The organism is Pararhodobacter sp. SW119, assembly GCF_017811755.1.
Classification (GTDB): domain Bacteria; phylum Pseudomonadota; class Alphaproteobacteria; order Rhodobacterales; family Rhodobacteraceae; genus Pararhodobacter.
Genome location: NZ_JADDJF010000032.1, coordinates 26,142 through 38,412 on the forward strand (window position 1 = coordinate 26,142; position 12,271 = coordinate 38,412).

Here is a 12,271-nt window from a genome sequence, read left to right on the forward strand (position 1 = left end):
GTGAACTGCGGCCGCGCGGGGCGGTCGAGAACCTCAGACCAGCCGGCTCGTTTCGACCGCGGCGCGCACGAAATCCGCGAACAGCGGATGCGGCGCGAAGGGTTTCGACTTCAGTTCGGGGTGGAACTGGACGCCGATGAACCACGGGTGGCCCGCGTGCTCGACGATCTCGGGCAGGCGACCGTCCGGTGACATGCCCGAGAACTTCAAGCCGCATTCCTCGAGCTTGTCGCGATAGGCGAGGTCGACTTCGTAGCGGTGGCGGTGTCGCTCCTCGATGCGGGTGGTACCATAGACCCGCGCGACCAGCGACCCCTCCGCCAGATGCGCGTCATACGCGCCCAGGCGCATCGTGCCGCCCTTGTCGTCCTCGACCTTGCGCTCGATCAGGTGGTTGCCCTGCACCCATTCCTTCAGGTGATAGACGACGGGGGTGAAGCGCTTGCCGCCGGCTTCGTGATCGAATTCCTCGGACCCTGCGTCCTTCAGCCCGGCCATGTTGCGCGCCGCCTCGATCACCGCCATCTGCATGCCCAGACATATGCCCAGGTAGGGGATCTTCTTCTCGCGCGCCCATTTCGCCGCGCGGATCTTGCCTTCGGTGCCGCGCTCGCCGAAACCGCCGGGCACCAGGATCGCGTGGAACCCTTCCAGATGCGGCGACGGATCCGCGTCCTCGAAAATCTCTGAATCGATCCACTCGGCGCGTACCCGCACCCGGTTGGCCATCCCGCCGTGGGTCAGCGCCTCGGCGATCGACTTGTAGGCATCTTCCAGCTGCGTGTACTTGCCGACGATCGCCACCCGCACCTCGCCCTCGGCATGGTTCAGCCGCTCCATCACGTCTTCCCAGCGGCGCAGGTCGGGCCGCGGTGCGGGCGAGATCATGAAGGCATCGAGCACCGCCTGATCCAGCCCGACCCGGTGATAGGCCATCGGCGCCTCGTAGATCGACGTCAGGTCGTAGGCGGGGATCACCGCTTCGGGCCGGACATTGCAGAAAAGCGCGATCTTGGCGCGTTCCTTCTCCGGGATCGGGTGTTCGGACCGGCAGACCAGCACGTCCGGCGCGATCCCGATGGAGCGCAGTTCCTTCACCGAATGCTGCGTCGGCTTGGTCTTCAACTCGCTCGACGCCGCCAGGTACGGCAGTAGCGTCAGGTGCATGAAGATGCATTGCCCGCGCGGGCGCTCCTGGGCGAACTGGCGGATCGCCTCGAAGAACGGCAACCCCTCGATGTCGCCGACCGTGCCGCCGATCTCGCACAGCATGAAATCGACCTCGTCGTCACCGATGCGCAGGAAGTCCTTGATCTCGTTCGTGACGTGGGGAATGACTTGGATGGTCTTGCCCAGGTAGTCGCCGCGGCGCTCCTTCTCCAGCACGTTCATGTAGATCCGCCCGGAACTGATCGAGTCGGTCTTGCGCGCCGGCACCCCGGTGAAGCGCTCGTAATGCCCGAGGTCCAGGTCGGTCTCGGCGCCGTCGTCGGTGACGAAGACCTCGCCATGCTCGAAGGGCGACATCGTGCCCGGATCGACATTCAGATAGGGGTCGAGCTTGCGCAGGCGGACCGTGAAGCCGCGCGCCTGCAAAAGCGCCCCCAGCGCGGCCGAGGCCAGCCCCTTGCCAAGCGAGGACACAACCCCGCCGGTGATGAACACATACCGTGCCATGCTGAACCCCCGTGCTGCTCGCCTTAAAATTGTGTGCGGTTCACGGGAGTCGAGAAATAGCCCAAACCCGCGCGTTCCGCAATACGGACGCTAGATTATGTTTCGGGGGCGCGAACGCCCCCAATTCCTTGGGCTTAATCCTGACGCGGCGGCAACAGCGGCGCATCGCCGGTTGTCGGCGGCAGTTGCACATCGGGCAGGCCGGGAACCTGCTGCGGCGCCGTCGGCTCGCGCTGCACGCCGATCCGGTCCAGGACCGAACTGTCGGCGCTTTGCTGCGCGGCGATGACGGTCAGCGTGATCGAGGTGGCGATGAAGGCCACGGCGAATCCCCAGGTCAGTTTCGCCAGCCCGGTCAGCGGCGGCCGCCCGCCCTGCGCCCCGGTCGACCCCCCGATGCCCAGCCCGCCGCCCTCGGACCGCTGCAGCAGAACCACGCCGATCAGCGACAGCGCCAGCAGCAGGTGGATGATCAGGACGACGTTTTGCATCTAGAGGGGCCTTCGGAATGTTCAGCGGCGTATCTAGGCAAATCCACATCGCCCCGCAACCCTGGAAGCGTTCGGGTCCGCAACGAAGATTCCGACATGCCCCCGCGCCGGCAGGGCGCAGGGGGTGCTGTCGATCAGGCCCGGCTTCTGCGCCGCAGCAGCACCAGCGTGCCCAGGGCGGCCAGCAGGACGGGCAGGGCCGCGGGCAGCGGGATCGGCACCGGGGGCCGGAAGAAGCCGCGGATCTCGCCCGGCGGGTAGGCCGTGCTGTGGATGTTGAAATAGGCACGTCCCGACATCAGGTGCCCCAGCAGCGCCGCCTCCGCAACAAGCGGATCTCCGAAACCCTGGACCGTCAGATAGGGCAGGCTGTAGGTCGCGCTGTCCGACGTATCGAACGTGTTCAGGTAGGTGCCTGCCGTCACGCCGCCCGGAAACCCGGTCAGCGTCGGCGGCTGGACCGCGACACCGACATTGCCCGTAAAGGGCAGCGCGGTGGGCGCGTGGATATGCGCAACCGTCGTCGGCGCGACAAGGCCGGCGAATTCGGCATACACTTCCAGCGTATGCGCGATCGTGTCGAGGATCACCCGCGCGAACCCGGTACCGGGCGAGTCGTTCGGCGGTTCCTCGTTCGGGCCGGTGAGCGTGGCTTCGAACGTGTAACTCGCCGCCGTCGCAGGCGGCGCGGGCAACGACAGGGCAGCGATGGTAAGCAGGGCAGCAAGAAAACGAACGGACATCGATCTTCCTCCCATGGGGCCTGAATGGCGCGCCCATTCTAGCATGGCGCCGGCATTTCACGCAGGGGATTTGCGTCGCCCGCGCCTCCTCCTGCCCGGGACGCACGAATTTCGGTTTCGCCCCCGCCGCAGGGGCGCTATACCGGCGCCGTTTTGCAACGAGGCAGGAACGTACTATGGCCAATGTGGTGGTCGTTGGCGCCCAATGGGGCGACGAAGGCAAAGGCAAGATCGTCGACTGGCTGAGCGAGCGCGCCGACGTGATCGCGCGCTTCCAGGGCGGGCACAACGCGGGCCACACGCTGGTCATCGACGGCAAGGTCTTCAAGCTGAGCCTGCTCCCCTCGGGCATCGTGCGCGGCGGCAAGCTCTCGGTGATCGGCAACGGCGTCGTCCTCGACCCCTGGGCACTCCTGGCCGAGATCGAGACCCTTCGCGGGCAGGGCGTCACCGTCACCCCCGAGACCCTGATGATCGCCGAGAACACGCCCCTGATCCTGCCCGTCCATGGGGAACTCGACCGCGCGCGCGAAGGACATGCCGCGGTCGCCCGGATCGGCACCACCGGCCGCGGCATCGGCCCGGCCTACGAGGACAAGGTCGGCCGCCGCGCGATCCGCGTGGCGGACCTCGCCGATCCGGAAACGCTCGATCTGCGCATCGGGCGGTTGCTGACGCATCACAACGCCCTGCGCGCGGGGCTGGGCCTCGATGCCGTGGATGCCGAGGCGCTGAAAGCCGGGTTGATGGAGGTCGCGCCGAAGATCCTGTCCTTCGCCGCCCCCGTCTGGAAGGTGATGCACGAGGCCCGCCGCGCCGGCAAGCGCATCCTTTTCGAGGGGGCGCAGGGCGCGCTTCTGGATGTCGATTTCGGAACCTACCCCTACGTGACCTCGTCGAACACCCTGGCGGGTATGGCGGCGGTCGGCACCGGGCTGGGTCCCACCGCCATCGATTTCGTCCTGGGTATCGTCAAGGCCTACACGACCCGTGTGGGCGAGGGGCCGTTTCCGACCGAGTTGCAGGATGAAACCGGCCAGCGCCTGGGCGAGCGCGGGCGCGAATTCGGCACCGTCACCGGCCGCAAGCGCCGCTGCGGCTGGTTCGACGCCGTGCTGGTGCGCCAGACCTGCGCCACCTCGGGCGTGACCGGGATCGCGCTCACCAAGCTCGACGTGCTCGACGGGTTCGAGACGCTGAAGATCTGCACGGGCTATGAGCTGGACGGCGAACGGCTGGACTATCTGCCCACCGCGTCCGAGCAGCAGGCGCGCGTGCGCCCGATCTACGAGGAAGTGCCCGGCTGGTCGGAATCGACCGAGGGCGCGCGCTCCTGGGCGGACCTGCCGGGCAACGCGGTGAAATACGTCCGCCGCATCGAGGAGTTGATCCAGTGCCCTGTCGCACTACTCTCCACCTCGCCCGAAAGGGAAGACACCATCCTCGTCACGGACCCCTTTGCAGATTGATGACCCTCTCGCACAAGACCCGCAAGCGCCTGTCGCTCCTGATCCTCGTGATCGCGCTGCCGCTCTACATCGTGGTGGTGGTGAACATCCTCGCGCTGTTCGACCGGCCGCCCTTCTGGGTCGAACTCGGGATCTACATCCTGCTCGGGATCATCTGGGCGCTGCCGCTGAAAGCGGTCTTTCGCGGCGTCGGCCAGCCCGATCCTGACGCGGTCGAACACGACAACGCGCGCGGCCGCTGACCGCCCGCCCCCCGCGCGCATTTCCCGATCCGTGCGCATCGGCGGCTGTTCTTTCGGGCTCGCCACCTGACTCCTCGCAAATCGCGGTTCGATGTCGACGGTTCTGACCCGTCCGCGCCGGCACCCTGCCAGACGCTTGCCATGCGCCTGCCATACGTTTGCCATACACTTGCCAGCACCCCCCAGAACGCTTCACGACCCCCTCATGCGCCCCCGAAACCGCTTCGCCACCGCGTCCAGCGCCGAGCGCGCCCCCAACTGGAACTGCCCCCGTCGCGACCGCCGCAGCCGCCCCTCGCGCAACAGGATCCCGAAGGAACGCATCACCCCCTCCCGGTCCCGCGCGCCCTCCTGATCCGCGATCAGGCGCATCAACTGCAGTCGCGGGAAATCCTCCAGCCCCTCGACGTGGCAAAGATAGGCCGCCGCGGCCTCGATCGTTTCCGCCAGGTCTGCAGGCGCGGTTTCCTCAAGGAAGCTCGTAAATCCGCTTCTGGCGGGTTCGGGCGGACTGTCGCCTTCGTCGAACAGCGCCTCCAGCGAAAGCGTCACCGCGCTGATCCGGCGCGGGCTTACCTTGCCCTCGCCGCCGCCGTTCAACCGCTGATCCGCGGCAAGGATCAGGGGCCTCTCGCCACCATTCGGTTCCGGCGCGGCATCGGCCGAGTCGCCCGCGAAGGCCGGTCCAACGGTCTTCGGCGGTTCGGACGGCTCGGTCCGCGGGGCGCGTCGTGGCGGGGCAGGGTCGCTGACAGGTCCGACGCTTTGCGCCAGATCGTCGCGATAGCGCGCGATCTCGGCCGAGCCGCGGCCGCCCGGCGGGCGGGTGCCTCCGGCATCGGCATCCGCCCGGGTGGCGGCGACCGCAGCCTTGAGCTGCGCCAGGTTCGCCTGCCGACGCTGTGCCTCGGCCCCCGCCAGCGCGCTGTCGGCCTGGCTGATCAGTCGGTCGACCGCGGCTTCATCGTCCTTCGCGGGCAGGTTGCTCCGGCGTCTGCCCCGGGGCGCGGCATCGCTTTCCGGATCCACGGCCGGCTCGACCGGAAAACTGTCGGCGCGGGCGGCGTCGAAGGCTTCGGAAAGCGGATCGCGGGCGGCGGTCGGCGCAGGCGTGGCGGCTTCCGTCTCGGCGGCCGGGGGGAATGGCGCCGGGGGCGCCGCCGCCTCGTCGAAAAGGGGCGGCGTGTCGGGCACCGCGCGCAGCCGGGCGGCGGCCGCGCCCGTGGCGCTCAGATGCAGCCGCTCGCCGCTGCCGCGGGCCTCGACGCTGCGGCCCAGGCGCCGCTCTGCGAAGCGGCGCAGGCTCTCGCTGCGCGGGGCGATCGATTGGGCGCCGAACGACCGGTCCTCGGCCAGGACCGTGCGGAAATACTCCGCCACGTCCCGCATCGTCGCAAAGGGGTCGTCGAACCCCTCCAGCGTCAGCGAAAAGGCGCCGTAGGTCACCGAGAGTGTCGGCGTGCGAGCCGTCATGTCGCCCTTGTCCCCGTCTGTCGTCATTCCCCGCCCGCCTCGGTGCCTGTCTTGCCGGACACACGCGCGATTGGAGTATGACACAAGGGTAATTTGTTGGCCTCAATATGGCCATGCTTGCCTTGCCCCGCCATAATTGACAAGAGACCGGCATGGGCTCGCGCTTCCGGTCAGAGACGGGGATCACGCTGCTGGGCGGGGGCGAGGTGTCTCCGCTCGCGCTGCGGCGTGCGCTGGCACTGGCGCCGGTGCTGGTCGCGGTCGACAGCGGCGCCGCCTACGCGCTCGACGCGGGCCTGACCCCGGAACGGGTGGTGGGCGATCTCGACTCGATCAGCACGGCGGCGCGGGCGGCGCTGGGGGCGGGGCGCCTGCTGCAGCTGACCGATCAGGACGATACCGATTTCGACAAGGCCCTGTCGGTGGTCGAGGCGCCGTTCCTGCTGGCGCTTGGGTTCACCGGGGCGCGGCTGGATCACACGCTGGCCGGGATGAGCACGCTGGTGAGAAACCCCGACGCCCGGCTTGTGATCGATGCCGGAGTCGATCTGTGCTTCCTGGCGCCGCCTGAGGTGCGGCTGGATCTGGCGCCGGGCACGCGGCTGTCGCTCTATCCGATGCGGCCCGTGACCTGCGAGAGCACCGGGCTGGTCTGGCCGACGGACGGCTTGCGACTGGATCCGGCGGGGCGGATCGGGACTTCGAACGCGGTGGCCGAGGGGGAGGTGTTTTTGCGGCCAGGGGCGCCGGCGCTGCTGGTCATGGCGCCGGTCGCGACGCTGGAGGCGGTGCTGGCCGGGCTGCGGCGGGCGCCGCGCTGGGGGCGCGAGGACTAGGCGCGCCCGCGGTGCGGCAGCACCCACAAACCGCCCCACCCACCCGCCCGCGGTTTGCGGGTGCTGCCGATCATCCCCGCCGGCGGGGGCGGCCGGGCAAGGTGTCCAAATTTGGACGCTTCAGTAATTATCTGATATCAATAGATGAAATCAGAAAATTTACCTTAGTGAAAGGTTTGCCGCCGGCACTTTTTCGGCCGGATCGGCGGGCCGCGCCGGGGGCGGCGTGCGGTCATGCCGATGGCTGTCCCGCTCCGCCGGACCGGCGCGGACTCAACCGCGATGGCGCTTCTCGAACCGCGGCAGCATGGCCGAGAAATCGCGGCCCTTGCCGTCCTCCTCCTCGACAAAGCGGGCGTAGAGCGTGGCGGCCAGCTGACCCATCGGGGTGTCGGCATCCGACGCCTCGGCCGCCTGCTGGCTCAGGCGCAGGTCCTTGAGCATCAACTCTGCCGCGAAGCCGGGCTTGTAGTCGTTGTCGGCGGGGCTTTTGGGGCCCACGCCGGGCGCCGGGCAATAGGCGTTCATCGTCCAGGAATAGCCCGAGGAGGTCGAGACCACGTCGAACATCCGCGCGCGGTCCAGCCCCAGCTTGTCGGCCAGCGCAAAGGCCTCGCAGGTGGCGATCATGGTCACGCCGAGGATCATGTTGTTGCAGATCTTCGCCGCCTGGCCCGCGCCCGGGCCGCCGCAATGCACCGCCTTCTGGCCCATGATGTCGAAAAGCGGCTTCACCGTCGCGAAGGCCGCATCCCCGCCGCCGACCATGAAGGTCAGCGACCCAGCCGCCGCGCCGCCGACCCCGCCCGAGACCGGCGCATCGAGCGCGCCCAGACCCGCCTTTTCGGCCGTTTCCGCCACGGCGCGGGCGCTGTCGACATCGACCGTCGAGCAGTCGCAAAGGACCGCGCCCGCGTCCATCGCCGGGATCACCTCGGCCGCGACGCTGCGCAGGATCTGGCCATTGGGCAGCATGGTGATGACCACCTCCGCCCCCTTCGCTGCCGCCGGCGCGCTTTCTGCCATGGTGATGCCCTCGGGCCGCGCGACCAGGTCGAAACCCGTCACCTCGTGCCCGGCGGCGACCAGGTTCGCCGCCATCGGCGCGCCCATGTTGCCCAGGCCGATGAATCCGATCTTCATGTCGTCTCCTCCCATTCGTTCTTGCCCAGCGACGCCAGCATCGCCGCAACCTCGGCCGCGGTCACGTCCTCGGGGCGGGCGTGCCGCCACTTCGGGTTGCGGTCCTTGTCGATGATCTGCGCGCGCACCCCTTCCAGGAAGTCGCCCGCCTCCATCGACCGCCAGGTCCAGCGGAATTCCTGCTTCAGCGCCGCGACGATATCCTCCGGTCCCGGGCGCAGCATCGCCAGGGTCGAGGCCATCGACAGCGGTGAATTGCGCCGCATCGCCTTCAGCGCCGATTGCGCAAGGGGGCTGTCGTCGCCTTCCAGCGCTTCCATGATCGCGGGCACGCTGTCCCCGGCAAAGAGCCGGTCGATCTGCGCCTGCGCCTCGGCGATCGGGCTGTCGGGCGCGGGATGGCGGGGCAGGGCGGCCGGATCGCCGCGCCGGGCCAGCGCGGCCTTCGCCGCGTCCCAGTCGCTTTCGGGCACGAAGGCGTCGGCGAAGCCCGCGTGGATCGCATCGCCCGGCCCCATCCGCGCCCCGGTCAGCCCCAGATAGGGACCCAGTTGCCCCGGCGCATGGCCCAGCAGCAGCGTGCCGCCCACGTCGGGGATCAGGCCGATGCCGCATTCGGGCATCGCCACCTGCGTGCTTTCGCCCACCACCCGGTGGCTCCCATGCCCGCCCAGGCCGACGCCGCCGCCCATGACGAAGCCGTGCAGGAACGCGACGATGGGTTTGCCGTAGACCGCCAGCTTGTGGTTCATCCGGTATTCGTCGCGCCAGAAATCGCGGCCCACCGACTGATCGCCCGCCTTGCCGGCGTGATGCACCTGCGCGATGTCGCCGCCGGCGCAGAACGCCCGGTCCCCGGCGCCGTCCAGGATCACCAGCTTGACGGCGTCATCATTGCGCCAGCGGTCCAGCGCCGCCTCGACCTTCAGGCAGATGTCGTGGGTCAGCGCGTTCAGCGCCTTCGGGCGGTTCAGCGTGATCCAGCCCGCCGCCCCCTCGGTCCGGATGATCACCTCGTCCATCAGCCCCGCTCCGCCAGCATCGCCCGCGCCGTGATCAGGCGCATCACCTCGTTCGTGCCCTCCAGGATCTGGTGCACGCGCAGGTCGCGCACGATCTTCTCGATCCCGTAGTCGGCCAGATACCCGTAGCCGCCGTGCAGCTGCAGGCACTGGTCGGCGACCCGGCTGCCGGTCTCGGTCGCCATCGTCTTGGCCATGGCGCAGAACTTGGTCGCATCCGCCGCCCCCCGGTCCAGCTTCCACGCCGCCTGCCGCAGGAAGACCCGCGCCGCCTGCAGCGCGATCTCCATGTCCGCCAGCTTGAATTGCAGCGCCTGGAACTCGTCCAGCCGATGCCCGAAAGCCTTGCGCTCGCCCATATAGGCCAGCGTCGCCTCCAGCGCCGCCTGCGCCCCGCCGATCGAGCACGCCGCGATGTTCAGCCGCCCGCCATCCAGCCCGTTCATCGCGTAGCGGAACCCGCGGCCCTCCTCGCCCACCAGGTTTTCGGCCGGCACCTTGCAGTCGTCGAACTGCACCTGCCGCGTGGGCTGCGCGCGCCAGCCCATCTTGTCCTCCAGCCCGCCAAAGCTCAGCCCCTCGGCGCCCGCCTCTACCACCACGGTCGAGATCCCCTTCGCCCCCGCGTCCCCCGTCCGGCACATCACCACATAGGCGTCCGAATACCCCCCGCCCGAGATGAAGGCTTTCGTGCCGTTCAGCACATAGCCCTCGTTCGTCCGCTCCGCCCGCGTCTTCAACGCCGCCGCGTCCGAGCCCGCGCCCGGCTCCGTCAGGCAATAGCTCAGCACCGTTTCCAGGTTGATCGCCGGGGTCAGGATCCGCGTCTTCACCCCCTCGTCGGCGAATTTGTCCAGCATCGCCGCGCACATGTTGTGGATGGACAGGAACGACGCGACCGAGGGGCAGGCCATGCTCAGCGCCTCGAAGACCAGCACCGCATCGAGCCGGCTCAGCCCCGCCCCGCCCGCGTCCTCGCTGACATAGAGGCCGCCGAACCCCAGCTCCGCCAGCTTCGGCCACAGATCGCGCGGGATCGTCCCCTCGCGCTCCCAATCGCGGGCATGCGGCGCGATATGTTCGGCCCCGAAGTCCCGCGCCATGTCGAAGATGGCCTCCTGCTCCTCGCTCAGCGCGAACTCCATGCCCGTCCTCCCGCTTTGCCCTGCGCCGGTTCTGCCGGGTTTCGCGCCCATGTTCAACGCCTCGTTGACCGCCCGGCGTCTCGCTCGGCGCGGGCCGAGGGCGCTGCGGTTCGCCCACGTGAACGAATCACTTGCTGCGAATATGTGTAATTCCATAACAGCGGCGACCGCATCGGCACCCGCGCAAGATGCACGCCGCGGCGCCCGTTCCACCCATGACTGAGCCATACCGCGAGTGACGCACGCATCGGTTGCAAATTGCACATCCGAGGCCATGACCTGTCGTTTTCTCTTGGGACAGAGGCGTGGGGCTGTTAACGTCTGGTTAGGATTTATTCTGGTCGAGGAGAGTGACCATGTTTGACGTTGGAAGATTTTCGCAGCTGGCAAGCGCGGCGATACTGGCGCTTGGGTTTGGCGCGGTAGGCGTACAGGCGTCCACCTGCGATATTCTCAACTTTACCACATCGACTGCCTGTTATGCGCCAGTTCCTGGGGGATCTGGTGGGAACATCGATGAGGCTGAGATGGATGCCTTGGGTGGCGATTTCGCCGGCGTGTGGGAGTTGCTCGGCAAAATCGACCGAGACATCGCTCCCGGCGTGCCTGGCACTTCGCCTTGGACAGCGGACACTGGCGTTTTCTCGATCACCGATACTGACGATCCGAACAAGTTCAACTGGACCTTGAATTTTCCGTATACTTGGGATCTTGATCCCACTGTGAAGTATGCGTTCGCGATCAAGGGCGGGGCCCCGAGATCGGATCCGGAAACTTACAATGCTGTCTATCTCATGGACAAGGATTACACATCCGGGATGTTCAAGGATAAACTTGAAGACATTGCGATCACCGCCGATTGGTCAAATGTAAGGCTGTTCGGCACGTCATCCTTGACCGTTATCCCGCTTCCCGCAACCGGCTGGCTGATGCTGGGCATGCTGGGCGTCGGCGCGGTTGCCGCGAACCGCAAGCGCAAGCAGAAGGCGGCCTGACACCGCCACGCTTTCGAACGCGAAAGGGAGGGCCGTGCGCCCTCCCTTTTCGTTGGCGCGTACAATTCTGCGCGCGCGTCCTGAAGGCTCGGCAGCCTTGGCCGTCTGGTGTCAATCCGATGTCCCGCGCGACGCTGGGTGCGACGGTTGAACGGACTCGGCGTCATTAACCAGACTCTCCGAATCCGCTATCGCGACGGCCTCGAAAAGTTTAGACAAATCCATCGGTAACCTTATGTGTCGGAGTACGATCATGCCCGCCCCCCTGAATTCTTTCCGGGCCTTTGCCCTCGCCGCCGCGACCGGCGCGGCGCTCGCCCTCGGTACAGCCGGCGCCACCGCCGAGACGGTGGTCTGCGAAGCCGCCATCGCCGATCTCGTGACACTGAATGTCGGCTGCGAAACCTCGCCCGGTGCCTCGCAGGACTTCAATGGCGGCACCAGCATCGCCAACTACACCGTCAACCAGCAGGGCTTCTTCGACAAGTCCGACTGGGGTTTCGTCGGCAAGCTGAATTTCGATGGCGACGACGAAGGCATCGCACCCTCGCTTGGCACGGACAGCGACGGACAGGGCGGCACCTTCTCGATCCTCGCCAGCCTGTGGGACGAGTACGGTCGCATCATGGCCATCTTCAAGGGTGGCTCGAACCCGCTCGTCGGCTACGAGCTGAAGCCGGGCGAGACGACCTTCACCTACGCCTCGCCCTTCCTGCGCGACGGCAAGAAGCCGCAGGGCGTCAGCCACATCTCGATCTACGCCAACGGCACGCCAGTCGCCCCGATCCCGCTGCCCGCCGCCGCTTGGCTGATGCTGACCGGCCTTGGCGGCCTCGCCGTCACGCAGATCCGCCGCCGCCGCAAGGCCGCCTGAGCGATCCCGCAGACCGACACGAAAAGGGAGGGCGCGCGCCCTCCCTTTTGCGTGCCGCGGCCTCAAACCGGTTCCCGGTCTGCTGGCAAAACTGCCATACATCTGCCATACGTTTGCCATACGCTTGCCATACACATGCTGGCACCCGTATCCCCAGTGTT

The 12,271-nt window shown here is 67.7% G+C and carries 12 protein-coding genes; 5 read left to right on the forward strand and 7 right to left on the reverse strand.

Features of this window, described 5'->3' with window-relative positions; all coding sequences use genetic code 11:
- Nucleotides 1-33 precede the first annotated feature (33 nt).
- The 3 genes from IM708_RS15240 to IM708_RS15250 all read right to left on the reverse strand — a co-directional run bounded on the left by IM708_RS15240 (nucleotide 34) and on the right by IM708_RS15250 (nucleotide 2,911).
- Nucleotides 34-1,677: a CTP synthase gene (locus tag IM708_RS15240; protein ID WP_209427438.1), complete on the reverse strand. Its 1,644-nt coding sequence runs from the start codon at nucleotides 1,675-1,677 to the stop codon at nucleotides 34-36.
- A 134-nt stretch (nucleotides 1,678-1,811) separates the two neighbouring features.
- Nucleotides 1,812-2,168: a preprotein translocase subunit SecG gene (gene secG, locus IM708_RS15245; RefSeq protein WP_209427439.1), complete on the reverse strand. Its 357-nt coding sequence runs from the start codon at nucleotides 2,166-2,168 to the stop codon at nucleotides 1,812-1,814.
- A gap of 134 nt (nucleotides 2,169-2,302) precedes the next feature.
- Entirely contained in the window at nucleotides 2,303-2,911 is a 609-nt protein-coding gene (locus IM708_RS15250) for a CHRD domain-containing protein (protein ID WP_209427440.1), read from the reverse strand.
- A gap of 176 nt (nucleotides 2,912-3,087) precedes the next feature.
- Between IM708_RS15250 and IM708_RS15255 the strand changes: the two genes are divergently transcribed.
- Entirely contained in the window at nucleotides 3,088-4,380 is a 1,293-nt protein-coding gene (locus tag IM708_RS15255) for an adenylosuccinate synthase (protein WP_209427441.1), read from the forward strand.
- Nucleotides 4,380-4,622: a DUF2842 domain-containing protein gene (locus IM708_RS15260; RefSeq protein WP_209427442.1), complete on the forward strand. Its 243-nt coding sequence runs from the start codon at nucleotides 4,380-4,382 to the stop codon at nucleotides 4,620-4,622. The genes IM708_RS15255 and IM708_RS15260 overlap by 1 nt, the downstream gene beginning before the upstream one ends.
- Nucleotides 4,623-4,814: 192 nt before the next feature.
- Here the strand turns inward: IM708_RS15260 and IM708_RS15265 are convergent, their stop codons facing one another.
- Nucleotides 4,815-6,122 (reverse strand): hypothetical protein, encoded by a 1,308-nt coding sequence (locus tag IM708_RS15265; protein ID WP_209427443.1) that lies wholly within the window; start codon nucleotides 6,120-6,122, stop codon nucleotides 4,815-4,817.
- Nucleotides 6,123-6,247: 125 nt separating this feature from the next.
- On the opposite strand from IM708_RS15265, the gene IM708_RS15270 reads away from it, so the two are divergent.
- Nucleotides 6,248-6,931, forward strand: a complete 684-nt coding sequence (locus IM708_RS15270; protein ID WP_209427444.1) for a thiamine diphosphokinase — start codon at nucleotides 6,248-6,250, stop codon at nucleotides 6,929-6,931.
- 273 nt (nucleotides 6,932-7,204) lie between these two features.
- On the opposite strand, the gene mmsB is transcribed toward IM708_RS15270, so the two are convergent.
- Genes mmsB through IM708_RS15285 form a run of 3 tightly spaced genes read right to left on the reverse strand, consistent with a single transcriptional unit; the run spans nucleotide 7,205 to nucleotide 10,241 of the window.
- On the reverse strand, nucleotides 7,205-8,074 hold the full coding sequence (gene mmsB / locus IM708_RS15275; RefSeq protein ID WP_209427445.1) for a 3-hydroxyisobutyrate dehydrogenase: 870 nt from the start codon (nucleotides 8,072-8,074) through the stop codon (nucleotides 7,205-7,207).
- Complete coding sequence (locus tag IM708_RS15280) at nucleotides 8,071-9,096, reverse strand: enoyl-CoA hydratase/isomerase family protein (protein WP_209427446.1); 1,026 nt, start codon at nucleotides 9,094-9,096, stop codon at nucleotides 8,071-8,073. Before IM708_RS15280 ends, mmsB begins: the two co-directional genes overlap by 4 nt.
- Nucleotides 9,096-10,241 (reverse strand): acyl-CoA dehydrogenase family protein, encoded by a 1,146-nt coding sequence (locus IM708_RS15285; protein WP_209427447.1) that lies wholly within the window; start codon nucleotides 10,239-10,241, stop codon nucleotides 9,096-9,098. The genes IM708_RS15280 and IM708_RS15285 overlap by 1 nt, the downstream gene beginning before the upstream one ends.
- A 356-nt stretch (nucleotides 10,242-10,597) precedes the next feature.
- On the opposite strand from IM708_RS15285, the gene IM708_RS15290 reads away from it, so the two are divergent.
- Both IM708_RS15290 and IM708_RS15295 read left to right on the forward strand, forming a co-directional pair.
- Nucleotides 10,598-11,236: a VPLPA-CTERM sorting domain-containing protein gene (locus IM708_RS15290; protein ID WP_209427448.1), complete on the forward strand. Its 639-nt coding sequence runs from the start codon at nucleotides 10,598-10,600 to the stop codon at nucleotides 11,234-11,236.
- A 253-nt stretch (nucleotides 11,237-11,489) separates the two neighbouring features.
- Nucleotides 11,490-12,110, forward strand: a complete 621-nt coding sequence (locus tag IM708_RS15295) for a VPLPA-CTERM sorting domain-containing protein (RefSeq protein ID WP_245243226.1) — start codon at nucleotides 11,490-11,492, stop codon at nucleotides 12,108-12,110.
- Nucleotides 12,111-12,271 lie beyond the last annotated feature (161 nt).

Coding starts and splice junctions, on each gene's coding strand:
- IM708_RS15240 (WP_209427438.1), bottom strand. CDS start 1,677: ATGGCACGGTATGTGTTCATCACCGGCGGGGTTGTGTCCTCGCTTGGC.
- secG (WP_209427439.1), bottom strand. CDS start 2,168: ATGCAAAACGTCGTCCTGATCATCCACCTGCTGCTGGCGCTGTCGCTG.
- IM708_RS15250 (WP_209427440.1), bottom strand. CDS start 2,911: ATGTCCGTTCGTTTTCTTGCTGCCCTGCTTACCATCGCTGCCCTGTCG.
- IM708_RS15255 (WP_209427441.1), top strand. CDS start 3,088: ATGGCCAATGTGGTGGTCGTTGGCGCCCAATGGGGCGACGAAGGCAAA.
- IM708_RS15260 (WP_209427442.1), top strand. CDS start 4,380: ATGACCCTCTCGCACAAGACCCGCAAGCGCCTGTCGCTCCTGATCCTC.
- IM708_RS15265 (WP_209427443.1), bottom strand. CDS start 6,122: ATGACGACAGACGGGGACAAGGGCGACATGACGGCTCGCACGCCGACA.
- IM708_RS15270 (WP_209427444.1), top strand. CDS start 6,248: ATGGGCTCGCGCTTCCGGTCAGAGACGGGGATCACGCTGCTGGGCGGG.
- mmsB (WP_209427445.1), bottom strand. CDS start 8,074: ATGAAGATCGGATTCATCGGCCTGGGCAACATGGGCGCGCCGATGGCG.
- IM708_RS15280 (WP_209427446.1), bottom strand. CDS start 9,096: ATGGACGAGGTGATCATCCGGACCGAGGGGGCGGCGGGCTGGATCACG.
- IM708_RS15285 (WP_209427447.1), bottom strand. CDS start 10,241: ATGGAGTTCGCGCTGAGCGAGGAGCAGGAGGCCATCTTCGACATGGCG.
- IM708_RS15290 (WP_209427448.1), top strand. CDS start 10,598: ATGTTTGACGTTGGAAGATTTTCGCAGCTGGCAAGCGCGGCGATACTG.
- IM708_RS15295 (WP_245243226.1), top strand. CDS start 11,490: ATGCCCGCCCCCCTGAATTCTTTCCGGGCCTTTGCCCTCGCCGCCGCG.